Source organism: Azospirillum sp. B506, assembly GCF_000333595.1.
Lineage (GTDB): Bacteria > Pseudomonadota > Alphaproteobacteria > Azospirillales > Azospirillaceae > Azospirillum.
In genome coordinates, this window is sequence record NZ_BADK01000747.1 from 1 (window position 1) to 25813 (window position 25813).

Here is a 25813-nt window from a genome sequence, read left to right on the forward strand (position 1 = left end):
CCGGCGTCTCCTCCGGTGCGGCTGGTGCCACCGGCGGCCGCTGCGGGGCGAGGTCGGGCACGCCGTCCCGCAGCATCCGTTGCAGGGAGCCGGCGTTGGGCAGTGTCTGCCCCATGGCCGGAACCATCGGCAAGACAACACCCGCGACCGACAGGAGCAGCGCAAGAGCGTGGGTGGCTGCGGTTCTTTCCGGCATCTTCATCAATAATCCTTTGCACCCACCGAACCGACCATCAGGTTGGATACAGTTGGATTGGGTACTTCTAAAATCATGTCCGAATTCCAGAAAGAACATCTTCCATATCTCTGATGTTCACATACTTCACCTACAATCAGACCGGCTCAACACATCAAGTATGATCGAATCTGACCAATTCTGATCATCGAGTGTCTTCGGATTTGAGGAGTGTGCGATAGGTGTCCGCCAAACAACGCCAAGGGAAGACTAAGCATTAACTGTGGCTTGCCTCGTGACTCCTCAGCCCATATATCCGGGAAACTGACCTTTGGCGGCCACTTCGGAAATTGTCCGGAAACATCCTCTTTCAACGGGTTTCCGGACATCTCGAATGTCGGACGGGATGACGGACGGGATGACGGACAAGGCGACCCGCGCCCTTGTTCTCAAGCCTGTTCTGCCTTCCCGTTGTTTACCTAACACATATCGCGCTCCCCTCTACGTCGGCGCGCCAACGCCGGCCCCAGCAAGGGGGAGGCTCGGAACGCCCTGGCCAGGGCAATCTTCTTCAATCGCTTGGGTGAGATGCGCGATCGCAGCTTCGAGAACCAAGTCTTCCGGGCCTCGGGGCTGAATTTTCTGGTGTCGGCCATAATCCTTTGGAACACACGCTATCTCGAAGCTGCCTTCGGTCGCGTCCCTGAACGTGGTGTAGGAGCTGAGGGGAACCGGCCCGCCGAAGCGCCCCCCCCAGAGCTGGCGTAGGCGGGCCGGTTTCCCACAGCGGGGCGGTCATCGTGGGTCTTCGGTAGAGTCTGGTCACCACACCTCAACCCGACCGAAGGGCGACCACGATGACCGATGAGATGATGGCGCTTCGCGCGCTGCTGGAGAAGAGCCCTGACGCTGACGTCTTGCGCGAGATGATCGGCTTTGCTGTAAAACAGCACGCGGTCGGGGCCCCAGAGTTCCCATCTTTATCAACACGTTCCCATGCCGATCGGCGTCTGAACCCTACAGCCGATTCACAGGCTGTCGCGAAAGGGAGAGGTTACGCGCCCAGAATCTTGCAATTCAAACCTTTCCTAGACCTCAGACAGTTGACTTCGTTGAATCTTGTGGGGCCCGCAACTGCATTTTTGTTATGCGACCAAAGCTGTTTGATGCTGAAAATTTTCAATGAAAAATCTCAGGAGAAAGCGACAGTCGGCCGGCGAAATAACCTTTACTGTCGGCTGTCGAAATATCCTTTACTGACGCCGTTTCGGCCGGAAATCAGGTCGCAATAACCTGAACTGGCGCATGTCGCCGGCGTCCTTTCGACCTCAATAACCTTTACCGACGAGCCCAATAGCCTTGACTGGGACCCGGCCGCAGGCCCGCCCTTTGAGGGCGTGAGCCACTTTTCGACCACGCCGCGGCCTGTGCCGACCGTTGGCTTGACCGCGGTCGGACCTGTGCACGATAATAGGGTCTATGGTGCACAGGGGTGATTTCACACTTTGGCGAAGATTGGAGTGTGGAATGGGCAGTGAGCTGACTGTCAATCTCAGTAAACTATGAGACTGCAATGGTTCTGGAAGATTTTCTTAGCAAATGGTGAGAATAAAAGTTCTGTCACTTAACTATGAGATGATCTGTCGGTATGGTTGTTGACGATGATGTCCTGTCCCGTCGCCGACCGAAGACATAACGGTCGGCCCCGCTACCGCCGTCAAGAACTTGGCCCCGGCGCCGACCAGCGTCTCGTTGCCGCTGGCGCTGACGAGACGGTCAGCGAAGCCCGAACCCTCCAGCGCCTTGATCGACACCAGCGTATCCCTCAGGCCAGCAACACAAGCGCAAGCCTTCGGTTCGGGTTTCAGACGCGACGTTTTAGGATATTTTTCCTAAGACGTCGAATCGCTCGCATTGCTCGCAGATGGGTGTCAGCCTCCAGTCTGCGGCGAGGTGCGACATCCTAATCGCCTGCATGGCCTCTGAGCCCCAGAGGACGGCAAATGAACGATCCGCCAGATTTCCCAATATGTACCCACGGTGCTCAGGGATCGAGGGATAGATATTGCAGCACATCTTCAACTCACCCTGGTAGGTGACGGCCGCTGAAGTTGTTGTCATGGTACAGATTGATGTTCTCCGGTAGGGCCTGTGTAGGGCTATGGTCCCCGCCCGCGAGTTGTAGGACATGATATTCGGGCGGATCACTCTGATCTGCATTTCCCCCAGGATTGAGTCCGCGCAAACACCTTTGCCGTCCGGCATGTCCGCAAAGGTCCACGGTAGTTCGCCTACCTCCGCCCTCCGAATCCACGCCGAGACCGAATCGGCCGAAGGTATGGTCCGCGCGTCAGCTGGGTAGATCGTGATCCGAAGCAAACCCAGCCCCGCGTCCGCCAGAGCCACCATCCCGTTGCGGTTCAACCGGTCACCATTCGAGAATACGGCCACGCAGGCATCGTTAACAGTGTCGCGGACATGCCTGACCTCGCGCGCGAGGCGCCCGTTCAGGGTTGGCTCGTTGTAGTTGTGCAAGGCGATCGTCCGGTCGTAACGGATGTCGGCTAGATCATGGAGAATCTTCTCGAACAGCCCCCATTTCATGAACGTCTGTTGCCGCCGGAGAGTATCGTCCTTCCCGGGGCACCACGCGCACCGACGATTGCACTTTGTGGAGGTCTCTATCTCGATGAAGGTCGGTAGCATGGTGATCAAAGCGTCTGCAGTCTGTTCGTGTAATTCTCGATCACGACTTCCCGGTCATCTACGACAGCCGTCTCTGACCGTTCGGTTTTCCTTGGTAGCAGGCACCTCAGGCACGGCTCCATCTCCTGCCATCGCCCTTCAGCGTGCAATTGCCGGATACGGGCCATCTGGGGTGAATGCCACACCTCATAGATGGTCTGCGTTCGGGCGTTGCCGAGGAGCACCTCTCCGTACTCATCGTTGATGCACATGATGATCCGTCCGTCGGCGCCGACGACCAGTCTCTGGTAGAGCGTACTACAGGAAAAATCCTCCTCGTACTCGATGTTCGAATCCGTGTGCCGCCAGTCAGCGAGCGGGTTGAACGACACCAAGTCGACATACGGGGCGAATGTGCGGTAGAACTCTGTCGGGTTCGCCCGGATTGACGGCCACACCGCCTGGATCTTGATCACTGGCTTGATCATCCCATGCCGCGTCTTGTACTCATGAATCTGCCGGATGTTCTGCAGGATGTCACGAAAGGCGAGAGGCGCGCGGATTCGGTTGTATTCGGCCTCGAGTCCATCGACCGAAATCGAGAACCGATCCATCCCCGCCTGTGCGGCGGCGACGAAGAAGTCCATGTCCAGCCGGCTACCGTTGGTGACGGTCGAAACCTCGCCGATCCCCTTCCGCTTCGCATAGGCTACGCATTCGATGAAGTCCGGGTTCAGCGTTGGCTCGCCGCGCAGGCTCAGGTGGATCTTATGGACTTTGCCGGCGATCTCATCGATGACCTTGGCGAACAGGCCGAACTTCATAAGCGCGGGCCGCACACCCGACTTGAAAGCGTCATTCAGGGTGAAGCACATGGGGCACTTCAGGTTGCACACAGAGGACAGCTCAAGGTCGACCTGAGGCGGGTAGTCCCGGACGGTCCGGGTGCGCGGAAGATCGCGCCAGTCCTGCAGATACTGTTGGTACCCTTTTTCCCAGCCGAGCGCGTTTTTGTCCATGAACGCCTTCTGGCGCCGAGGCGTGTCGAGGAGCGCCTGCCCCTTGAAGGATCGTGGCGCGCCAGTCATCGCCGCCCCAGTACTTCAAGGCCTTCCGGACGCAGGACGGCCAGATCTCCGGTCTCAATGGCGAGCAGGTTGGCCCGGTTCAGCAGATCGACCAGTACTAGGTTGCCTGCCTGCCCGTCTTTGCAGGGCGCACCCTGATCATCAACGACCCTCGCCCTCACCCAGGGCGGAACCTGCTTGTAGGCCGTTCCCGGCGCGTTCGATAGCTGGCACCCGGTTTCCGTCATCGCATAGGTGTTGACGTAATTCCTGCCGGGGACGACGCCCAGCCGGGTCGTCAAGTCGTTGAGGTAGGCCTTGGTATCCTTGTGCCGCCCGCGGTTCTTCAGGCCGCCGCTGTCCATTAGTAGGCTGGATGGGCCAAGGAGCGCCGTGGCGTTCCGCGCCGCAAGCTCCGCGACAAACTCGCTGAAGTGGTAGGACGGCCCGACCAGAACGATTGGTCGGTCGGCGGCGCGACTACGGTCGATTATGCTGACCACAGCGTCATGTTCTTCGCGGTGGCGGATGAAGCGCGATTCCCCGTTACCGAAGGCGGTTCGCATCGTATTCAGCACCGAATAGTCGTCCCGGAACATCGGGGAGTTGTTCCGGTTGGCCGCATCGAGGAAGATCAGTGTGACCTTCCCAGGGAGGTAGCGTGAAAACCATTGCTTCCGGCCTTGGCAGACGACGGATTGGTTGCGAATTGCGAAGTACCCTTGGTCACGGTATATCGTGGTCGGGATGCCCGTGCTGGTTCCGCTGGTGCGAAAACTCATCCCGCGTCCGTCATTCGGGACCATGCACGGCACCTCCTTCCCCTTGAACTTGGAGAGGCTGGCGACGGGGACCTGCTCTGCGCGCGTGATTGCGGCCGGGACCCCCAGGCTGTTGCAGCGCGCGCGGTAAGACGGGCTGAAAGCGTAGTGCAGCGCGTGGATGTTGCCAACGATCTCATCGAAGGAGGTTTCGGCAGACCTGTCGTGCAGATAGGCCTCCATGAGGGCGGAGATCTTTCGATCGATCTCCTCGAGACGAGTCATGAGCGTCACGTCAGCACGCGCTCAAGCAGCAGGTAGGCTTCCTTACGCTTCAGCGAGCAAAACGAGCGGTTCAACTCGTCCATCCGTCCGTTTGCCTCGAGGTTCTCGGCCAAGCACCCGCCATTGCAGAGAAACTGGGCGAAGCAGCGGTCGCAGTGGCTGTCCGTCAGGTGATGGTAGGCTTGCAGAATGCGCTCCTTGACCGCGCCATCCACACGGAACTGCCCGTCCTCAGCGTCGAATTCCCCATACAGGAAGCGGTCGCTGTTCCTGTTGAAGTCGCCCTGGACGCCGTAGCATAGCGTCCTGCGCCCTTCCGGCGTCACAAGGACCTTGGTGTCGTCGTGGAAGATCTTGCAGTACGGCTTGGGTGCACGCTTCAGAGCTAGGCTGAGCGGCGTCAGGATCGAGGCGCCATACACGCGGGCTAGGTCGATCGAGTTCATCAAGCCGTCGAGGTAGGCGTCGTGGAAGGCGTCGTCCACTGGGTCGTCGCCGGCGTTGCGCCCGATGGGCACGACGGGGGTGAACTGGAGTAGCTTGACCCCGCGCCGGAACATAGCCTCGGCGAAGCGCTCCATGCCGCCGACGGTCGACCGGGTGATCGTTGAGCGCACCTTCAGAGGTGCCTTCCGTACGAGAACTTGGTCAAGCGTCTTCTCCACCAACTCGTAGGTGCCGCCGCCGCTCAGCGTGACCCGGTTGAGGTCGTTAAACTCGCGCACCCCATCCAAGGACAAGTAGAAGCCATAGCGGTGCGCGAGCAGATACTCCAGCACGTCTGTGCGCATGACGCCGTTGGTCGTGATGTAGAAGAACGGCTTCGCACTCCGCGCCTCGACGGCTTCCGTGATGGCCTGGATGGTCTCGAAATTCAGCGTGGGCTCGCCGCCGAACAATTGGACGAACACGCTCCCGGCGTAGCCCGCCGGAACGTGGGCTTCCGCGATGCGCCGGGCGAGGTCGGCGCTCAGGCGGAGCTTCTCACGCTTGCTGTCGGTGTAGCAATACTTGCAGCCGAGGTTGCAGTCGGTCGTAAGGATGAACGTGAGGTGAATTTCATCTGTGGGCGCCTCGTAGTCAGGCAGGCGCTCCCGGAAACGAAACCCCTGCGCGGCGAGCGCCTCTATGTCCTCCTTTCGGGTAGTCCACGAGAGGTCAGGGAAGGTAGCCTTCTTCAGGGAGGAGGGATCGAAGACGACATAACCTTTCCCGAAGTCAATGCACGGGAGCCCCTTGAAATTGACGCACCGCTCGAACCTTTTCCCGTCCATCACTTGCATCCCCCGCTTGCAATTCCCGCGCTTCGCGGGTACGGGGCCGCACGGCCCCGTACCCGCGGCCGCATCAGTCGTCCTGACCGCGGCAGACGTAGACGAGCTTCTCCTGCTCGGTGACCTGATCACCGCGCAGCATCTGCTCGTTTTCGTCGACGGGGAGGAACGCGATCTCCTTCGGAAGCTCAACGGTTTCAACGACCATGGCAAGTCTCCACAAGTGCCGTGCCTCGGTAGCAAGGCCGGCGGAAGCGAGGCATGGACTCTTCCGACGGCGCTCCTAGGCACTTCCACCCAGGATTCCAAGTGTTGCATCGTGCGGCCGCCGCCATTGAACGGCCCATCCATCAGTCTGGCGGCAGAATACTCTCTATGATAGTATTTTTGAAGCGAAAAACTTTTTATTGATGCATACCATCAATATAGAGACTATAAAGTAGCAATAAATCGATAATTGCCCGAAAAGGGGGTGGTCATTGGGCTGGTCGACTGGTGCCCTGCTTCTGAAGTTCACGACAAAGGCTGTTCGCCACCGTCCTGTGCGAGGGTGCGTTGGCAGAAGTGCTTCACGGGGGCGAGGATGTCATCGGCGGATTTCACCCATCGGAATGGCTTGGGCTGAGCGTTGGTGACCCTAGCTGAAGGCGTGAATGTCGGGCTCCGATCAGCGACAGAACTGTGGACGCCTCGCTGGAAGGTGCGCTCGGTCAGTAAACCGACAGCCACGGGCGTGGGCGCCGTGGTGAGCCGTAAAATGATACTGATCATCAAGATTGGTTCCGTGACCAGCAAACGCGATTCGCCGCACCGGTTTGGGGCAAGTGCTGCGCGAAAATTTCCCTTTTCGCGCAGTATGCCTCCAGCTACGCTCGGCACCGGACAGCCACCGGGAAACCGGCAAATCCGCCCCGCCCACCGCCGTCACCGGACCCCGCCGATGCCCTACATCGAGCTCGACCGCCGCTTCGCGCCCCTGTCGTCCGACGATGTTGCGGGTGACCCCGACTGGTCAGCTCCGGCAACCGGCGCCGACCACGGGTGGGCGGACTTGCTCCAGGAGCCGGTGACGGTGATCCTCGGGCCGGGCGGTGCCGGCAAGACCACCGAGATGCGGGAGCAGGCCCGTCGCCTGCGCGCCGGCGGGCGGGTGGCCGTGTTCGTCGCGCTGGAGCAGCTGCTCGACCAGACGCTGGCCGAGGCGTTGGATGGCGAGGAGGCCGCCGCCTTCGCAGGCTGGGATCCGGCGGGCGGCGAGGCGGTCTTCCTGCTCGACGCAGTGAACGAGGCGAAGCTGGCCAGATCAGGCGCCTTGTCCCGCGCGCTGAGGGCCTTCGCCAAGGGCGCCGGCCGGGGACCTCTGCGCGTTCTGCTCTCCTGCCGGCCCAGCGACTGGCAGTACCAGGCCGATGCGGACACCGTCCGCGACGCGCTGAGCGGCCTCTTCCAGTCCCCCGTCCCGGTCGGCGCTCCCGGCATGAGCGGAGAGTTGGACGACCCGACGGCCGCCCCGGGAAGCCTGATGGCCATCGCGGTAGCGCCGGCGCCTGTCGCTGTCGCGGTTTCCACCGTGCGCCTGCTCCCGCTGGACGAAGCCCGCATCCGCCGACTGGCAGCCCATTATGGCGTGAAGCATGCCGACGCCTTCATCGATGCCTTGAAGGAAACCGGCCATCTGTTTCTGGCCGGCCGGCCACGGGATCTGGAATGGCTCGCCGAGTATTGGAATCGCGAAGGTCGGATCGGAACGCGGTGGGACATGCTGGAGCTCAACGTCCTGGCGAAGCTGCAGGAAGCCAACGTGGTCCACAGCGAGTCCGACCCGCTTTCGCCGGAGAAGGCGCTGTGGGGCGCCGAACGGCTCGCCGGTGCCACCATCCTGGGCCGCCAACCGGCCATCCGGCTTCCGGACCCGGGCCCGGCGTTGCTCCCGGCGCGAGCGGCGCTCCACCCGGCCAGCGTGCTTCCGGACTGGCGTGCCGGCGAGATTGCCGCGTTGCTCCGTCGGCCTCTGTTCGAGGAGGCCCCCGGCGGCCGGGTGCGGTGGCACCACGCGTCGACCCAGACCTATCTGGCGGGACGGTGGCTGTTGGGCCTGCTGAAGGCCGGCTGTCCGGTCCCGACGGTGATCGATCTGTTCAGCCGCGAGCTCGATGGGCAGCGCTACCTGGCCCGATCGCTGCGGGAAGTGGCCGGTTGGGTCGTCTGCCGTCACGCTGCCGTCCGCGAGGCTTTGGCTCCGATCGCTCCCGAGATCGTTCTGCTGTGGGGGGATGCCGCGCAGGTGCCGGTCGAGGCGCGGGCGAAGGCACTGCGCATCCTCGCTCAGAACTATCCGGAGACCGTTTCGTTCGACTGGTTCATTGAGGCCGGTGATTTGGTCCGGCTTGCCGACCCGGCGCTCGTGCCGACGGTCCGAACCTTGCTCGCCGAACCGGGAAGAGCGGTGGCGGTGCGCCGGTTCCTGCTCGATCTCATCCGGGTCGGGGGCTGGCGGGAAGCGGCGGAGACAGTCCTGACCATCGCGACCGACGCGGACCAGGACCTGCAGGTCCGGACTGCCGCTGTGGAGGCGGTCGGCGCCATCGACGACGTGACATTGCATGCCCGGTTGCGGGCCTACGCGCTGGAGACGGCGGACCTGCCCAACGCCTTCCTGGCGCGGGTGGGGACCGCGCTGCTGCCCGACGCCCTCTCCGTCGAGGACGCCGCCGCCCTGTTGGCGAAATTCACCATGGTGCTGCCCGACGGAATTGGGGATGAAACCTACGCTGTCGCCTGGCGCTGGGTGGACGCTGTCCGGCCGGACGACCGAGGGACTCTTCTGGCCCATCTTCTCACTCTGATCACCATGCCGCCGCACGCCTCCGGCCAGAGGCACACCCGGACCATGCCGCTCTCGGAGCGTTACGAATGGCTGATCCACGCCGTCAACCGGACGGTGACCCTCGAGCTGGCCCGGACCGCGGAGGACGCTGGGGAGCCGGCACCGGCTCTCATGCAGGGTCTCCAGCTTCTCTACGAGTGTGTCCGCTGGGGCGGGCCCTGGTTGCACGACCGCGACGCCCTGGCCGCGGCGCTTGCCGCGAACGTCGCTGTGCGATTTGCACTCTATACCGCAGCCCTATCGACGGCTGACCATCCTGAGGTGGCGTTCAGCAGCCTAGAGGGGTGGTTCTGCCAGTCACAGCCCGGTGACGTGTTTGAGTTCCTGAGGCGGGCGGACGAGGCCGAGACCTTGGAGAGCCGGCGGCGGCTGTTGCTTGGCGCCTGCGTGGTCGCCCACCGGCATGGGCTGTCGGACAGCATGCGCGAACGGCTTGCAACCGCGATCGCCGCCGGCGGCTTGCCCCCGGCCCAGTTCGAAGAGCTGCGGCACTGGATCGAGCCGGCACGGGTCGCTCCTGTTCACTCATCCGACACAGACGCAGATAAGGCCGCGGCCGAGGCATCAGCGTTGGCCGATGCGCGCCGTCGTCTGACCGAGGAGATCGACGCGCTCCGGCGCGGCGAGGCCTTCGGTGCCCTCCAGTATCTGGTTGGCCAAATGCGTCGGTTGCCTGGAGCGTCGGCCGCACGGTGGGGGCAGGCCAACATCGACTCCTTGGACGCGCGCTTTGGGGTCGCCATCAGGGACGCGGCCGCCGAGGGCCTCGTGCGTTGGTGGCGGAGCTGGTGTCCGCCGCTGCCCTCGCAGCGGGATGATCCCTCCTCGGTCGAACAGGGCGTCGTGGTTGGCCTTACCGGCCTGGCGGTCTTTGCAGCATTGGGCGGCGACCTTGCCGGCTTGTCGCCCGAGGACACCCGGACCGCGGCGCACTACGCGTTGCGGGAGATCAATGGACCGCCGGATTGGTTCCCGGTGTTACTCGCCGCCAAGCCGGACGTTGTGGGCGCGGTGCTCAAAACCGAGCTCGCCGGGTTGTTTGAGGAGGGTGCCGACGATGCCGCGTGACCGCCACAGCCTGCGCGCCATCGCCGCCCTGGAACCCGCCGCCAAGTTGGTCGCCGGTAACCTGCTGACACGGTTGGAGCAGCGCACACCTGAGGAGACGGATGGACTTGTCGACGCCCTGGCCATCATCGCCCAGGGGACGGAGGAGGACCGCTTCCGTCTGGCTGCGCTGAGCGCGGAGCGGACTGCCGATCTCTGGGGCCGAGACCGCGACAAGGCTTGGCCCTGGCTGCAGACTTGGCTGAGCACCGATGTCGCCGCAGCCTGGAGCTTCGTCGAACGCGCCCTGGCGGCCGCACCCGACGACCCACGGGCGCTGCTGGTGCAGATGCTCGGCATTTGGGCTGAGGACCGCTTTGACGTCACGGCGATGTGGAGCGCGCTTCGCCGGCAGCCAGCCCTGCTGGCGAGGATGATCCCCATCGTCTTCCGGCACCTTCCGCCTGATGAGGATCCACAGCATACCGGGGTCTATGAGGTTGCGGCCGAGGACCGGGCGATCGACATCCGCAACCGGCTTCCCCGCCTGCTTGAACAAATCGCCGGGCCAGAGGCGCACGCGGCCCTGAAGGCTCTGGCAGCCCATGCCGATCTGGCGGCGGTTCGGCCCTTCTTTCGGAACGCGGTGCGTCGGCATGGCGAGGCGGCGGCCGAAGGAACTGCCTGGACACCGGCTCGGATCGTGGCGTTCGCCGCCGAGCACGAGTGCAATCCCAGGACCCCGGACGACTTGTTCCGCTTGGCATGCAACCGGTTGCAGGCCATCCGGCACGACATCGAGGAGCGGGACTTCGGTGACCGCGGCCTCTTCCCGGCGAAGACTGACGAAATAACGCTGCAACGCTATTTCGCGGGACGGCTCGAGCGGGAGAGCCGTGGCCGGTACGACGTGACCCGCGAAGAGGAGGTCGCCGACCACAAGGAGCCTGACATCCGTCTCCGCCATCCGCAGGCTGGGGTGGTCAGCATCGAGATCAAACCGCTGGATCCCGGGCGCTATTCGCTTGCCAAACTGAAGGACACGCTGGAGAGCCAGCTTGTCGGCCAGTACATGCGGGCGGTCGACTCCCGCCACGGCATCCTGCTGCTGTGCATGATCGAAAACCGCAAGTGGGAGATCGAGAAGCCGGACGGCACCATCGACCGGTCCGCAGGTTTGCCTGATCTCCTCAGGGTCCTCAACGACGCTGCGGTCGACCTGGTGGCCCGCCGCCCCGACATCGACGGCCTGACGGTGATCGGCATCGATGCAACCCCCTGGGAAAAGGCAGGCAAAGCGAGCGAGGCGAGGAAAGCGAAGGCTCCGGCGAAGCCCGGTGGGCGGACCAAGGTCAAGACGACCGCTCCAGCGGAGGGGACGTGACCCATGGAGCGGCCGCTCCCTCCCTCCGACGCCCAGATTCCCGAGAACCTGCCGCCAAGCGCTCCTGACGAGGAGCTGGTCACGCCGACGGTGCTGCAGGCCTTGGAGACCGCCGACCGTCTCATCGAGCGGTCGTTGGCGGACGGCACCCGGGCGGTTTACGCCCGTGCCTGGGCGCGCTTCGCCGGCTGGTGCCATGGCGAGGGAATGTCGGCGCTGCCGGCGACGCCGGCGACGCTCGCCGCCTTCCTGGCGCACCACGCGGACCCGCCGCACCAGCCCGGCTCCCGCGCCGCGGCGGGGGCGTCAACCGGGTTGTCGCCGTCCCGCCTCGAGGTGGTGCGGGCGGCTGTCCGCCAGGAACACACCCGCGCCGGTCACCCCGACCCGGGCGCCGATCCGCGCATTGGCCAGTTGCTGCGCGGGGTCCGCCGGAGCTGGGCCGAGCGCGGTCAAAGCCGGCGCCAGGTCGAAGCCCTGACGGCGTCCAGCCAGGGCGACACCGATGTGCCGACACTGCGGCTGGTGGTCGAGGCGATCAACCCTGCCGAGGTCCGCGGGGTGCGCGATACTGCCCTGGTTCTGGTCGGCTTCGCCGGGGCCCTCCGGCGGTCCGAGCTGTGCAGCCTGACCTGGGGAGACGTGCGGTCGGCGGCCGGCGGGCTGACCGTGACCCTGCGGACGTCGAAGACCGACCGCGATGCCAAGGGACAGAGTGTCGGCATTCCACGCGTCGGTGGGCCGCTGTGCCCGGTTGCCGCCCTCACCGCCTGGCGGACGGCCCTGCTTGCGGCCGGCCACACTGTCGGTGCCAGCGACCCGGTCTTCCGCGATGTCAGCCGCTGGGGCCATGTGGCGGCAGCGGCCCTCCATCCCAGCACGGTCGCCCGCATCCTCAAACGGCTGGTGGCCGCCGTTCCGACCGAGGGGCTGGACGAGGAGTTGCGCCGGCGTCTCGACCCGGCCCGCTATGCCGGGCACAGCCTGCGCGCCGGCTTTGTCACCACTGCGGCAATCGAGGGCAAGGACATCATCGACATCCTCATGACGACCCGCCATGCCGAGCCGCGGACGGTGATCGACTATGTCCGCACCGAACGGCTGGCTGGGCGCAACGCCGTGCGCGGCGCCCTGGCGCGCCCGGGCGAAAGTGCGGCGGCTGAAGAGCGTCCAAACGATCTGTCGCAAGGTTGATAGTTCCCGCCAATTCTCGACGCACCTGCAGTGCCCATCCCAGGAAAGCCCAGTCCATGCATCAGCACCTGACCGACCTTGATGCCCTTGCCTTGACCGTCCGCGAGCCGCGTTCTCGCGACTATATCCAGGAGGCGATCGCCGCTTATCGGGCTGGAGCCTACCGACCGGCGATCGTCGCCACTTGGGTGGCCGTTGCCTTCGATCTCATCATCAAGTTACGCGAGATCGCTGCGGCCGGAGACGGGAAGGCGACGGCGGAGATGGCAACATTCGATGGCTTGGTGAAAGCGGGTGACCAAGGCAAGCTTCAGGGGTACGAGGCAGGATTGCTTCTCAAGGCTCGGAGGGATTTTGGCTTCCTCAACACCCAGGATGTGCTGCACCTCGAGCGGCTGAAGGAAGACCGCAACCATTGTGCTCATCCAAGTTTCTACGGCGATCAGGAGCTCTTTGCCCCGACCTCCGAACTGGTGCGGATGCACATCGTCCATGCCGTCACCTTGGTGCTGGCCCGGCCTCCGATCCAAGGTCGGGTGCTGATCGAGCGCTTCATGACCGACCTGCAGTCGCCGGCGTTTCCACGCAACGGTGACAAGCTCGCCCACTACATGAAGGATCGCTACCTTGATCGCGTTCGGCCGGAACTGGTTGGCAACTTTGGGGCGGTGCTGGTGAAGGCTATCGTCAGGCCAACCGCCGAACAAGAGACGCTCAGCGACGTATTTCAGACGGCGGTGAAGGCATTTGCCCGCACGCGCCCCGATGCGTGGCATGCGAACGTTGTTCCTAATATCCCAAGGTTGCTGGAAGGGCTGTCCGCGGAGCAGCTTCCCAACCTGTTCCGCCTTCTCGACGCTGCTCCTGATCTCTTGCCGCATTTGGACGCCGGGACTCTCGCCAGCCTGGAAGCCTTGATTGACACCATGAGTGAACGCCTGCGGCGGGCGCCTCCGAGCCTGTTCGGCGGTGAGAAAGCCTTTATGCCGAACGCGGTCGAGGTGGCGCTGTTTGGGGGGATGATGGTGCCACAGTTGACAGATCGATTGGTGGCCGTGTTCGAGCAACTCCCTCGCGTGGCGGCGAACAAGGTGTTGGAGGAGCACCCAGACCGCCGGTTCCTCAATCATGGCTACGCCCGCCTGCGTACTGCCCGCGACTGGCGTTATGCCGAAGCGCTCTATCAGGGTTACATCGCCCCTCTGGCCGGCGTGATGCAGGCGGAGGACGTCCCAGCCCTTCTCGACGCTGTGATGAGTGATCGGCGGATCTGGGATGCGGCTGACATACGCAGTCAGTTGGCGTTGACGGCGCGGGCGCTGGTCGAACGAGGAGAAGCTCGGTCCGCCGACTGGGAGCGATTCCGCACCTTCATTGTCGAGCAGGATGGCGAGCGCTGGTACAATCAGCTTCGGGTGGTCTTGCATGACGGTGGTGTTGTGGCATGGCCGGAGCCGGCTGCTGCGGAGGAACAGGACGAACAGCTGAGATGAGCGATGCTGTGCGTTCTACCACCCGCATCCGCCGGTCGAAGACCGGCCAGGGCGATTACGGGAGCCGAGACCTCGCTGTTGATTGATGGACGCGACATCAAGGAGAGCCGGGCCATCCATCGGTCTAGGTTGCAGATTTCCAAGTCTGTAGATCGCGCAAGGTCTGCGGCAATTGCGGCGGGAGGCGTAGGAGATGTCCGCCAGACGGTTGGCGGTGGTCCGTGTCGTCGTATTTACAGCCCTACCAGTGTCTCTGCGAAGAACGGGGGTTCAGGGTTCAGTGCAGTCCCTCTCAAATTCCGTCCGGTCAGGCTCCAGCGGACCGCACCATCCAAGCCCGAGCCGCTGGCTGGTCACTGCCAGTTCGAGTTCCTTGGCAAGGACTGGGTCCAAATCGTCCGCGTATCCCCGCAGCATTGAGCGATTGAACCGATTGGCCATGTGATACAGGCCGCCGACGTTGCAGAAGGCTTGAAAGCGCTCCCATTTGCCGGTCCATGACCGGAAGTCCGGATACAGCATCGGCATGGCGGCACCGTTGGTCAGCACGATCATTTCGAAAGCGTGCCGCGTTCGCCGTGCATCGAGGCCGTGATTTCGTAGGGCGGCCTTGAAGTAAGGGAGCCGTGCCAAGGTCGTATTCCACAGGGGAACCGAGGACAATGAATAATTGGCGTAGATCAGTGCGGTCTTGAACAGGGTGGCGGTCGGTGGAAACGGGCTGGTCGGCGCGATGTCTTCGAACAGCGCCGCCAACAGAACCTCCTCATACGCTCGGATAGCCCGAAGGAGCTGGCACGTGATCGAGCTCGCGTCTTCGTCTTGCGGAATGGTCAGGCTTCTCGCGAACAGGGTTTCATCGTCGGGAATGCGCGAGGTTTCGACCACCGTGCGGCAGGCTCGGCATGCCAAACGGATCATGCCGTCGTCGTAGACAAACGCGCTTCCCGACGTGGAACAGGTCGGGCAATGATCGATGAGTGGGGAGCGATGGATGTAGCAGAAAGTCGCTCGGCTCAGCCCCCAGGAGCGGCGGAGAGCGTCATGCCGACCGCGATCCCGGTCTTGCTTCAGGCAATGCAGGCAATAGCGATGGCCCTCTCGAAAGGCTCTTGAACCGGGTTCGCCGGGGTCCTGAAAGCGCATGGCGCTGATGACCTCGGGTGGCAGACCGCCGACCGCAGACAAACGGGTGACCAACTGATCGGAAGGCTCATCGTAAAAGGCTGCCGCCTTGCCGCTCCCGGCCTCCAGTCCGATCCACTCCAGGAAACCGTTCACGGGCATGTCATAGAAGCACGACAGGCGCAGAAGCCAGGACCAGAGCGCCTCATCCTGGCTGGGCCAGAGGGGCACGGGCAACCGCCGCGCCATGCCCGCCGGCCATGGTGAGAGCGCCATCAGCCGTACAACTCGGCATAGGGATCGGCCAAGCCGTCCCGGGACGCCATGCTGACCAGAGGAAGGGTGTCGAGCCCGGTGTCGAGGAGGTCGAAATCGATGCATTCCTGCTGGGTCCGAATGGCCTGAACCGCCGCCGCCTCGAGCAGGCGGAACAGGCGCACGGTGATGCCCTCGCTCATCCCGAGGATCAGCTTGCGGGTCTTCGGATCGTTGATCGGGGAGGGGCGCCGCAACGGCAACGAGAGCACAATGCTGTTGAGCAGACGCTGCAAGGTCGTGTCGTCCCGCCAGCGGGGCAGCGTGATCTCATGCATGCGGTTGGCCAACTGCACGTCTTGGCGGATGGCCCGGGCTGCTTCCGGCGTGCCGGCACAGACGACGGGAATGCGCAGGCCGTTGCTGAGGAACTTGATGGTGTTCCGTGCCTCGCTGCCCTGCTGGACGGTCCCGCACAGGAGGTTGTGGACTTCGTCGATGACCAGCATCCGCACGCCCATTGCCTTCATCAGACGCAGGCACAGGGTGGCGGCGTGATCCTTGTCCATGCGGCCCAGCGTATCGACGTTCAACGCGTCGAGGATCTGGACGTAGAGGCGCTTTTCTCCTGGCGTGGGCGCCATCTGGATCGACACGATCGGCGTCTTGAGGGTTCCGCTGATCTGATCCTCACGCTGCGGATGCTGGCGCAGGAACTTTTCGATGATCATCGTCTTGCCCATCCCGGACTCGCCCGTGATCAGCAGGCTGTCCATGCGGGCACGTATCGGTCCGGTGAGCATCTCCTCCAGTTTCAGAAGGGTGGTGTTGGCGGTCGGGTGGCCGATCCAGCGGTCGGAGCGGATCAAGGCGATCCGCTCCTCGTCACCGGCCATGGCCTTGTCGCGAAAGGCGGGATGGATGTGCTCGAGCGCGTCACTCACGGCCAGACCTCGATGTCGAAATGGTCGTCGGTTGCTTGGACCGGTGTGGATGGGGTGGGTAGCGCAGATGTGGTCGAGGATGCCGGAACACTCGGGGGTGTCTTGGTGTCCGGTTCCGGCGAGAGGAGGCCTTCGGCGGCTGGCACGGGTGTCTCCCGGGTTCGGCCGATGGAGGTCACGGTGTGCTCGACGGCGCGGCGGGCGGCCCTCGTCGCCTTGACCCGGGCTGGTGAGACCTTGCCGCGCTCCTCGCGCTTGGCTTTGGTCTGCGCGACGGCGTGCGCCACCAGGCGACGCTGCTGGAGCACGGTCTGGAACAGAAGCTCCTGGTTGATCGAGCGGCGGCCCTCGGCCCGCAACCGCTTGACCGCCCGGCGGTGTTCGGCGAGCGTGATCGCCGGAAGGGTGGTGTCACGGTAGGGAATGGTGAAGTACCGCCCCTCGTCATCCCGAATGTAAACGCGCGCGATGTTGCGCGGGTCGTATCTCACCTCGACGTCCCGGTTGCCGCTGGTCAGCCACGTTGCAAGAACCCGGTCGAAATAGACGATGTTGAAGAGGTGGATGCCGTCGCGCAGCACGCGGCGTGTCTTGGAGGGCAGAAAATCCAGGACGAACTGACGGGGTTCCTTCGGCAGGCGCAAGACCCGGTTGGACGTCGCTGCGACTGCGGTTTCCCAGGCCGCATTGGGCGGCCGCAGAAGCGCGGCGTGCACGGTGTTGTGATACTTTCCAACGATCTCGTGCGCCAGATAGGTTTCCAGCTCCCGCATTGTCAGGGCCGCGTGCTCGGCGGAGCGATAGTCCCCGCGATCCTGGGGGTTGGAATGGGTGGTGCCGGGAAGCAGATGAATGGCACCCATCATGGTGCCGATCAGCCGCTCGATGTGGCCGCCGAAATGCGGCGTCCGCACCGGACGGTATTGGGGCGTGATGCCATACTCCTCGCAGCCGCGCGTGAGGTCCTGTGCGTGGAATTCCTTGGCATTGTCCATGTGCAGGATCTGCGGCAGACCGCAGACCGGCCAGTTCCCCTCGACGCCGCGTTGCCGCAGCCATTCGTCTTTGGGCAGGACCGCGTGGGTCAACGCCAAGGCGACCGACGTCGTCGAGGGTGGATCGAGCGTCAGGTAAAAGCCAGCGACCATCCGGGTGGCGACGTCGATGATGAAGGTCACCCACGGACGCCCGAGCGCTTCCCGGCTGTATTCGTCCACGACGATCAGATCGACCAGCGTGTGGTCGATCTGCCAGAGGCTGTTCGGTCCATCGGCCAGGACCGAAGTGGTGACCGGACCGAACCTGTCATGGGCGGCCTTGGCGCCTTCACGCTTCGCCAGGGCCTTGCGGGCATCGATCTCCCGCACGCGGGATCTCACCGTGTTGTAGGACGGGACCGGCAGGCTTTTCTCCTGGCAGGCCGTCTGAATTTCCCGGTGCAGGGCCGCTGGCCGCGGCTTCTGCCGGGTGAGATAAAATGTCTCGATGCATTGGTCGATCACCGCTTCGACCTCGGCGGGGATCAGGCGCATGCCTGCAGGACGGCCGCCGCGGCCGGTGACGAGGGCGGAAGTGCGTGGATCGGCGCGGTAACGGGCCACCATCCGATAAACGCTGGCGCGGCTGAGCCCCAGAGCAGAGGCGGCCTCCTCCACGACGAGGCGCGGCGGCCGAACCAGAGTGGAGAGCGGACGGATGATCTGCTCGGCACGTCGAGCAGCCTCCCAGACATGCGGGGGAATGATCCGGATGTCCGATGCGTTTCGGCGGGCCATGGCGTCAACCGTGCCGTAAATTGGTCTCACGGTTTGCAGATGGAATCGCACGGTTGCTGGAAAAACTCACCTTACGGTGAGACAGAGGAGCGCAGAATCCCTGGGTCGTCGTTCTCTGGGTAAGCGGAAATTGACAGTCGGCATGGCCCAGACCGTCAACGTCATCGTTGGAGCAGAGGATCGCGCGCGTTTGGCCGCGCTCCTCGGCGACCGCAACCTCCCGCACAAGCATGTCCAGCGGGTGAACATCATCGTGCTCTCGGCCGAGCGGCTGCCGGTGCAGGAGGTGGCGCGCCGGGCCGGTGTCAGCCGCCCGGCGGTCTGGCGTTGGCAGGTGCGCTACGCCGAACAAGGCGTGGATGCGCTGCTGCGCGACAAGACGCGCAAACCCGGCCGGGCACCGCTGCCGACCGCCACCGTGGCCAAGGTGCTGGCGCTGACCTGTTCGGAACCACCGGGCGCCGTGACACACTGGACCGGCCGAGCGGTGGCCAAGGCCGTCGGCATCAGCCTGCGCGCCGTGCAGCGCATCTGGGAAGCCAACCGGCTCCAACCGCATCGGCTGCGCACCTTCAAGCGGTCCAACGATCCGGCTTTCGCCGCCAAGGTGGAGGACATCGTCGGCCTCTATATGGACCCGCCCTGCCACGCGGTGGTGCTGTCCATCGACGAAAAGAGCCAGATCCAGGCGCTCGACCGCACCCAGCCGGGTTTGCCGCTGAAGCCCGGCAGGTGCGGGACGATGACGCACGATTACAAGCGCAACGGCACCACCACGCTGTTCGCCGCGCTGAACACCCTGGACGGCACCGTGGTCGGCCGCTGCCTGCCCAAGCACACCCACAAGGAATTCATCAAGTTCCTGAACGCCGTTGAGCGCTTGGTGCCGGTCGGCAAGGTGATCCACGCGATCGTCGACAATTACGCCACCCACAAGCATCCCAAGGTGCTGGAATGGTTGGCCGATCACCCGCGCTGGGTCTTCCATTTCACGCCCACCTCAGCCTCCTGGATCAACGCCGTCGAGGGCTTCTTCTCCATCATCACCCGACGGAGCATCCGGCGCGGCGTGTTCAAGTCCGTGGCCGACCTCCAGGACGCCATCGCCCGCTACATCCGCAAGCACAACAGGGCATCCAGGCCCTTCGTCTGGACCAAGCCCGCCGACACCATCCTCGATAAACTCAGCCGTTTGCCTGCACCTTCTGAATGAGTCAGTGCACTAGGATGGTGTCATGCCCACCGATCGCATACTGACGGCCCCGGACGCCGCCATTCCCTTCGCGTTTGAGCCTGCCCTATCAGCCGGTGATGTTGACCGCCTCCGCGCCGCTTTCTCCGCCCGGTCCATGGCGGCGTCCACCCGGCGTGCCCTGCTCGGCGACGGACGTCTGTTCGTGAGCTGGTGCGGACGGGTCAAGCGCCAAGCAATGCCGGCCAGCCGGGAGACCGTGGCGGCCTTTCTGGCCGCGGCTGCCGCAGACGGCCGCTCCCCCGCCACCCTGCGGCGCTACCGCAGCTCGCTCGCGTGGTGGCATGCCGCCGGAGGCTTCCCCAATCCGTGCGCCGGGTCGGCCGTTGCGGTGCTGGTGCCCAAGCCCGCTCTTGCCGACGCCGCCATGGCCGCACTGCGCGACTTCATGGATGTCGCCCAGCGCGGCTATGCCAAGGCGACCCTGCGCGCCACCGAAGCCGACGTTCGGCTGTTCGCCGGCTGGTGCGGGCCGCAGGGGCTGTCCTGGCTGCCCGCCGAACCGGCAACGGTCGGCCACTACATCCGGGATCTCGGCAGCACGCGCAAGCCGGCGACCATCGCGCGCTACCTCGCCTCGATCAGCCTGATCCACCGCGCCGCCGGCCACACCGACCCCTGCCGGCACTGGAGCGTGACGCTGGAACGGCGTGGGCATGCGCGCGCGGTCGGCTCCGAACGGCGCCAAGCGGCACCGCTGACCGACGCGGTGCTGGCCCCGATCCTCGACCGGCTCGATCCGGCCCAACCCGACCGGCCGAAACCGCTGAAGCCGATCGATCTCCGCGACCGCGCACTGCTGCTGGTCGGCCGCGACACCCTGGCCCGCGCCGACGAGCTGGTGGCGCTGCGCTGGGCCGACCTGCACCCGGTCGACCTTGCGCTGAACCCGGATGCACAGCCGGGCGAGGCGACCATCCGCATCCGCCGGTCCAAGACCGACCAGGAGGGGCAGGGCGCCGAGGCCTGGCTGTCGGCCGAAGCGGTGGCGGCGCTCACCGCCTGGCGGGCGGTGGCGCCGCGATGGCCGGCCGAAGCGGACGGGGAGGGGCCGCACACCCGGGACGGGGCTTTCCTGTTCTGCCACCTGTCGCGCAGCGGGGCCGGCGAACGGATGAGCCCGGCGGCGGTGCGCCGCGTGGTGGAACGGCGCACCGGCGAAGCCAACCCGCTCGCCGTCGGCTTCAGCGGCCACAGCCTGCGTGTCGGCGCCGCCCAGGACCTACTCGCCGCCGGCGTCGATCTGCCCGGGCTGATGCAGGCGGGGCGCTGGTCCTCGCCGGTGATGCCGGCCCGCTACACCGAGCGCCTGCGGGCGACGCGGGGCGCAGTGGCCCGGGTGCGACGGGAAAAGGACGGGCGGAAATAGGGTAGGATTGCAATCGGCGGGCAGGGTTGAATCGCCGGTCTTTTTATTTGTATGCTTCGCGACAACTCTTCTCCATTTAGTTGGAAAGAACCGCATGTAAAGCCGATGCAGTCTCAGCTTGGCGGAGTGAGGCCAGCATGATCGGATCGCGCAATGGGCGTGATATGCAGGCCAAGGCTCGCAGATGCTCACCCGCAGCATGCGTCGGAACCAGCAACAGACAGACCAAATCCACAGGTTGGCCATCGATGGCCTCGAAATCCAAGCCACGCTCCAACCGGACGAAAAGAGCAAAGAAGTTCTTCAGGTTCAAAAAGCGGGCGTGCGGTATGGCCACCCCTCCCCCGATCCCGGTCGAACCCAGTGCTTCCCTCGTGAGAAGCCCCTCCAGTATGTCCTGTTTGGGTATGCCGGTCACACTGGAGGCGCGCCACGCAAGCTCCGTCAAAAGCTGCCCCTTGTCTGCGGCGCGAAGGGAAGCAACGATCCGATCGGGGGGAAGCAACGTGTTGAGATCCATATCCAGCGCCTTGGTCGATTGAATTGCGACGCACGTCTGTTTTAATCCGCCGGCCTCAGCCGGTAGCCGACTCCCGTCTCGGTCAGGATGTGGTGGGGCCGTTCCGGATCGGCTTCGATCTTCTGCCGCAGCTGGCGGATGTAGATCCGCAGATACTGGATGTCCGTCTCGCCTCCCCAGACCTCCTTCAGGATGAAGCGGTGGGTCAGCACCTTGCCGGCATGCGCCACCAGTAGCCGCAGCAGGTCGTATTCGCGCGGAGACAGCTTCACCTCCTCGCCGCGCACGGTCACGATGCGGCGGACCAGATCGACCGTCAGGTCGCCACCGCAGAACAGCGGCCGTTCCCCCTGCTGCTGCAGCTTGTGGCGCATGGCCGTGCGGATGCGGGCCAGCAGTTCCTCGACGCCGAAGGGCTTGGTGACATAGTCGTCGGCACCGAGATCGAGCGCCTCGACCTTGCCGGCCTCGTCCACCCGGCTGGACAGCACGATGATCGGCAGGGACACGCCGCTGCCGCGCAGGCGCCGGACCACCTCCAGCCCATCGATGCCCGGCAATCCAAGATCGAGGACCAGGAGATCGGGAGAGCGCCGGCGCACCTCCTCCAAGGCCTTGGCCCCGTCCTCGGCCTCGATGATGTCGTATCCCTGGGCTGCCAGGCTGGTGCGCAGGAAGCGCCGGATCGGCGGCTCGTCGTCGACGACGAGCACGCGCAACGGGATGGAGTCCGACTTCATGCGGCGGCTTCCTCTTCAAATCCGGACAGATCGGCGGCCCTGGGCAGGGTCACGGTGAAGACGGCGCCGCTGCGGTCCCGGCGGTTGCCGGCGGTGACCGTCCCTCCCATCGCCTCCACGAAACCCCGGCAGATCGCCAGCCCCAGCCCGGTGCCGGCACGCTGCCGGTCCTGTGCGTGGACACGATAGAACTTGTCAAAGATCCGCTCCACGTCTTCCGGCGGAATGCCTCCGCCCTCATCCAGCACATCGATGCGGACGAGCCCGCCGTCCTGCCGGCCCCGCACGGTGATCAGCGAACCGGCCGGCGCGTATTTGGCGGCATTGTCCAGCAGGTTGAACAGCGCCTGCTCGATCAGCACCGCATCGATGTCCACCATCGGCAGGCCGGCGGCAAGGTCGACCACCACCCGATGACCGGCGAGGATGCGCGACACCCGCTCCAGCGCACTCCCGACCACCTCGGACAGGTCGACCGCCCCGGTGCGCGGCCGGATGGCCCCGGATTCCAGCCGCGTCATGTCGAGCAGGTTGGCGATGAAGCGGTTGAGGCGTTCCGCCTCCTCCTGGATCGTCGCCGCCAGCTCCCGCCGGTCATCCTCTTCCATCTTCGGTCCATAGCTGACGAGGCTGGTCGCCGAGCCGAGGATGGAGGCCAGCGGCGTGCGCAGATCGTGCGAGATCGAGGTGAGCAGGGCCGAACGCAGCCGCTCGGTCTCGGCCGCCAGTTTGGACCGGTCGACATCCTCGGCCAGCGTCACCCGCTCGATCGCCAGGGCGGCCTGATCGATCAGGGCGTCGAGCAGCCGCCGCTGGTCGGGGGTCAGGAAGCCGCCCGTCCGTCCCTTGTCGCCACCGGTGTCGATTCCGACCACGCCGACCACGCCCCGTCCGGTGCGCATCGGCAGGAACAGCCACTTGGCGCCGGGCAGCGTGTCGGCGCCCTTGCCGGTCGGCCGGTTGTTCTCCCAGGCCCAGACCGCCGCGGCCAGATCGGCATCCTCGATGACGTCCTCCGGCGGGTAGCCGGCCCGGACCGCCACGCTGCGTTCGCCGGGACCGCCTTCCGGCAGCAGCAGCACGACATGGACCTTCAGCATGGCGGCGATCTGATAGGCGGTGGCCCAGAGCAGGTCGTCCATGGTCACCACGCCGGCCAGCTTGCGGCTGAACTGGTAGAGATCCTCCGTCGTCTTGGCGCGCAGCCGCGCCGTCACCGCCTGGGCACGGACACGGGCGGTCAGGTTGCTGGCGATCACCGCGACGACGGCAAAGACCAGCAATGCCACGATGTTCTCCGGATCGGAGATGGTGAAGGTGTAGAGCGGCGGCAGGAAGAAGTAGTTGAAGGCCAGAACGCTGATCACGCTGGCATAGAGCGACGGCGCCAGCCCGCCGGTGACGGCGCTCGCCAGCACGGCGGTCAGGAAGACCAACGCCATGTTGTTGAGAGCCAGCACCCGGTGCAGCACATGGCCGGCACCCAGCGCCGCCGCCACATAGCCGGTGCTGGCGACATAGGGCCACCAGGCGAAGACCTGCTGCCGGGCCGCCTCGGTCCTGACCGTCTTGGCGGGAATCGGCTCGCCGGAACTGGCGGCGATCACATGCACGCTGATGTCGCCCGCCCGGCGGATCAGGCTGTGCGCCACGGAGCCGTGCAGCAGCTCCGACCAGCGCGGACGGGTGGATTTGGCGATGACGATGTGCGTGACATTGTTGGCCAGGGCATAATCGACGACGGTGTCGGCGACATCGCTGCCGGGCACCGTGACCGCTTCGCCGCCCAGCCGCTCGACCAGGCGCAGCGTGTCGGCGATGCGGTCGCGCTCGGCCTCGCTCAGGCGCAGCGCACGGCTCGTCTCGACATGGATGGCGCCCCAGCGGGCGCGCAGCCGCTCGGCCTGACGCCGGGCATAGCGGACCAGGGCGGCCCCGCCGGCATCCTCGTTGACGCAGACCAGCAGGCGTTCGCCGGCCGCCCAGGGACCGGAGATGGCGTGCGCCTGCATGTGCGTCAGCAACTGCTCGTCGACACGGTCGGCGGTGCGCCGCAGCGCCAGTTCGCGCAGCGCGGTCAGGTTGCCGGGAGAGAAATAATGCCGGATCGCCCGTTCGGCCGTACGCGGAAGATAGATCTTTCCCTGCTGGAGGCGCTGGATCAGGTCTTCCGGTGCGATGTCGATGACCTCGATGTCGTCGGCGCGGTCGAGGATCGAGTCCGGCACCGTCTCGCGGACCCGGACGCGGGTGATCTTGGCGACGACGTCGTTCAGGCTCTCGACATGCTGGATGTTCAAGGTGCTGTAGACGTCGATGCCGGCCGCCAGCAGCTCCTCGACGTCGAGATAGCGCTTGGGGTGGCGCCCGCCGGGGGCGTTGGTGTGGGCCAGCTCGTCGACCAGCACAATCTTCGGCCGGCGGGCGAGGATGGCGTCCACGTCCATCTCGGTCAGGACATGGCCCTTGTGTTCGACGGATCGGCGTGGAACGACCTCCAGCCCGGCGACCAGCGCCTCGGTTTCACGCCGGCCATGGGTCTCCACCACCCCGACGACGATGTCGGCGCCATCGCGGCGCCTGGCCTGGGCGGTTTGCAGCATCTCGAAGGTCTTGCCGACGCCGGGGGCGGCGCCGAGGAAGATCTTGAGCCGCCCCTGCGCCTCCTTCGCCGCCTGACGCAGCAGCGCGTCGGGAGAGGGCCGTCCGGTGCGGTCGCCATGGGTGCGGTCGCCGTGTTCGTCGCTCATGGCATCGTCCCCTTCCGATCCCCGGTTCCCGCTTTTCCCAGCGGCATTTCTAACCGATAGCCTATTCCTGGCTCCGTAAGAATGTGACGTGGCCGCTGCGGATTGGACTCGATCTTCCGACGCAGAGCGCGGATGGCGACACGCAGATAGGAAAGCCGGTCAACGCGTTCCGTTCCCCAGACCGCTTCCAGAAGTTGCCGGTGGCTCAACGCGGCCCCGTCCGCCTGAACCAGCCGGCGCAGCACCGCGAACTCGATCCTCGACAAGCGGACCAGCCGCCCCTGCGCCCGGATCACCCGATCCAGCAGATCGATCTCCAGATCAGCGGAATGGACGGCGATCACCTCACCCCGCCCGGCAGCCGCCCGCCTGAGGGTGTTGCGTATGCGGGCCAGCAGTTCGCGCAGGGCAAAGGGCTTGCGGACGACGTCGTCCGCTCCACGCTCAAGCGCCTGGGCGGCAAGCTCGCCGTCGGTGGTTGCCGACAGGCCGATGACCGGCAGGACTGAAAGGCGGCGTATCGCATCGATCAGGGCGAGGCTCTCCGCATTCAAGGCGTCGAGGTCGAGAAGCAGGAGGGACGGCGGCGCCTGGACGACCGTGCGCAACACCGAGCCGCCGTCAGCGGCAACCGTGACGGCATAGCCGGCGGCGGCGAGGCTCCGGCTGAGATGGAGCCTGATGCCGGGATCGTCATCGACCACCAGGATATGGGGATCGGTGTCGCGCATGCGGTCATCCACCTTGCTACTGGCCCGCGGTGGCCTTACCCGTCGCCTGATCCAGAGCGAGGTTGAGCGCCAGGACGTTGATGTCGGCTCGCCGAGGACC

Annotated in this window: 20 protein-coding genes and 1 pseudogene; 8 read left to right on the forward strand and 13 right to left on the reverse strand. The window is 65.0% G+C overall.

What is annotated here, in order from left to right:
* Positions 1-676: 676 nt before the first annotated feature.
* Positions 677-865: pseudogene (locus I71_RS36300) on the forward strand (Tn3 family transposase); the annotation flags it as partial.
* 167 nt (positions 866-1032) lie between these two features.
* Positions 1033-1467 carry a hypothetical protein gene (locus tag I71_RS36305; protein ID WP_083897340.1) on the forward strand — a complete coding sequence of 145 codons (435 nt, stop codon included), beginning with the start codon at positions 1033-1035 and terminating at the stop codon, positions 1465-1467.
* A gap of 336 nt (positions 1468-1803) precedes the next feature.
* On the opposite strand, the gene I71_RS37655 is transcribed toward I71_RS36305, so the two are convergent.
* The 6 genes from I71_RS37655 to I71_RS40660 all read right to left on the reverse strand — a co-directional run bounded on the left by I71_RS37655 (position 1804) and on the right by I71_RS40660 (position 6455).
* The gene (locus I71_RS37655; protein WP_148294334.1) at positions 1804-1989 is read right to left on the reverse strand and encodes a hypothetical protein; all 186 of its coding nucleotides are present in this window, start codon (positions 1987-1989) and stop codon (positions 1804-1806) included.
* A gap of 64 nt (positions 1990-2053) precedes the next feature.
* Entirely contained in the window at positions 2054-2881 is an 828-nt protein-coding gene (locus I71_RS23080) for an SPASM domain-containing protein (RefSeq protein WP_148294335.1), read from the reverse strand.
* A gap of 5 nt (positions 2882-2886) precedes the next feature.
* Entirely contained in the window at positions 2887-3879 is a 993-nt protein-coding gene (locus I71_RS23085) for a radical SAM/SPASM domain-containing protein (protein WP_199902242.1), read from the reverse strand.
* Positions 3880-3944: 65 nt separating this feature from the next.
* Positions 3945-4973: a hypothetical protein gene (locus I71_RS23090; protein ID WP_148294336.1), complete on the reverse strand. Its 1029-nt coding sequence runs from the start codon at positions 4971-4973 to the stop codon at positions 3945-3947.
* A gap of 5 nt (positions 4974-4978) precedes the next feature.
* Positions 4979-6247, reverse strand: a complete 1269-nt coding sequence (locus I71_RS23095; protein ID WP_159107423.1) for a radical SAM/SPASM domain-containing protein — start codon at positions 6245-6247, stop codon at positions 4979-4981.
* A 73-nt stretch (positions 6248-6320) separates the two neighbouring features.
* The gene (locus I71_RS40660; RefSeq protein WP_280109909.1) at positions 6321-6455 is read right to left on the reverse strand and encodes a hypothetical protein; all 135 of its coding nucleotides are present in this window, start codon (positions 6453-6455) and stop codon (positions 6321-6323) included.
* 732 nt (positions 6456-7187) lie between these two features.
* Here I71_RS40660 and I71_RS23105 point away from each other — a divergent pair.
* Genes I71_RS23105 through I71_RS35160 form a run of 4 tightly spaced genes read left to right on the forward strand, consistent with a single transcriptional unit; the run spans position 7188 to position 14252 of the window.
* A complete protein-coding gene (locus I71_RS23105; protein WP_042698906.1) occupies positions 7188-10202 on the forward strand; it encodes a hypothetical protein in 3015 nt (1004 codons plus the stop codon).
* A complete protein-coding gene (locus tag I71_RS23110; RefSeq protein ID WP_042698909.1) occupies positions 10192-11565 on the forward strand; it encodes a hypothetical protein in 1374 nt (457 codons plus the stop codon). Before I71_RS23105 ends, I71_RS23110 begins: the two co-directional genes overlap by 11 nt.
* A 3-nt stretch (positions 11566-11568) precedes the next feature.
* On the forward strand, positions 11569-12759 hold the full coding sequence (locus tag I71_RS35155) for a tyrosine-type recombinase/integrase (protein ID WP_049976272.1): 1191 nt from the start codon (positions 11569-11571) through the stop codon (positions 12757-12759).
* A 56-nt stretch (positions 12760-12815) separates the two neighbouring features.
* Positions 12816-14252 (forward strand): hypothetical protein, encoded by a 1437-nt coding sequence (locus I71_RS35160; protein ID WP_049976273.1) that lies wholly within the window; start codon positions 12816-12818, stop codon positions 14250-14252.
* A 270-nt stretch (positions 14253-14522) separates the two neighbouring features.
* Here I71_RS35160 and I71_RS23125 read toward each other — a convergent pair whose 3' ends face one another.
* Genes I71_RS23125 through I71_RS23135 form a run of 3 tightly spaced genes read right to left on the reverse strand, consistent with a single transcriptional unit; the run spans position 14523 to position 18351 of the window.
* The gene (locus I71_RS23125; protein ID WP_042698912.1) at positions 14523-15653 is read right to left on the reverse strand and encodes a TniQ family protein; all 1131 of its coding nucleotides are present in this window, start codon (positions 15651-15653) and stop codon (positions 14523-14525) included.
* On the reverse strand, positions 15653-16576 hold the full coding sequence (locus I71_RS23130) for a TniB family NTP-binding protein (protein WP_049976274.1): 924 nt from the start codon (positions 16574-16576) through the stop codon (positions 15653-15655). The genes I71_RS23125 and I71_RS23130 overlap by 1 nt, the downstream gene beginning before the upstream one ends.
* Positions 16573-18351, reverse strand: a complete 1779-nt coding sequence (locus I71_RS23135) for a Mu transposase C-terminal domain-containing protein (RefSeq protein ID WP_049976275.1) — start codon at positions 18349-18351, stop codon at positions 16573-16575. Before I71_RS23135 ends, I71_RS23130 begins: the two co-directional genes overlap by 4 nt.
* Before the next feature lie 142 nt (positions 18352-18493).
* Between I71_RS23135 and I71_RS23140 the strand changes: the two genes are divergently transcribed.
* Entirely contained in the window at positions 18494-19564 is a 1071-nt protein-coding gene (locus I71_RS23140; RefSeq protein WP_042698917.1) for an IS630 family transposase, read from the forward strand.
* Between the two features lie 136 nt (positions 19565-19700).
* Complete coding sequence (locus tag I71_RS23145) at positions 19701-20972, forward strand: tyrosine-type recombinase/integrase (RefSeq protein ID WP_159107424.1); 1272 nt, start codon at positions 19701-19703, stop codon at positions 20970-20972.
* A 76-nt stretch (positions 20973-21048) separates the two neighbouring features.
* Here the strand turns inward: I71_RS23145 and I71_RS23150 are convergent, their stop codons facing one another.
* The 4 genes from I71_RS23150 to I71_RS23165 are packed head-to-tail and all read right to left on the reverse strand — an operon-like array spanning position 21049 to position 25713.
* The gene (locus tag I71_RS23150) at positions 21049-21492 is read right to left on the reverse strand and encodes a PTS sugar transporter subunit IIA (RefSeq protein ID WP_042698921.1); all 444 of its coding nucleotides are present in this window, start codon (positions 21490-21492) and stop codon (positions 21049-21051) included.
* 41 nt (positions 21493-21533) lie between these two features.
* Positions 21534-22232: a response regulator gene (locus tag I71_RS23155; protein ID WP_042698923.1), complete on the reverse strand. Its 699-nt coding sequence runs from the start codon at positions 22230-22232 to the stop codon at positions 21534-21536.
* Positions 22229-24982, reverse strand: coding sequence for a sensor histidine kinase KdpD (locus I71_RS23160; protein WP_042698926.1), 2754 nt, complete (start codon positions 24980-24982; stop codon positions 22229-22231). Before I71_RS23160 ends, I71_RS23155 begins: the two co-directional genes overlap by 4 nt.
* Positions 24979-25713: a response regulator gene (locus I71_RS23165; RefSeq protein WP_042698929.1), complete on the reverse strand. Its 735-nt coding sequence runs from the start codon at positions 25711-25713 to the stop codon at positions 24979-24981. The genes I71_RS23160 and I71_RS23165 overlap by 4 nt, the downstream gene beginning before the upstream one ends.
* Positions 25714-25813 lie beyond the last annotated feature (100 nt).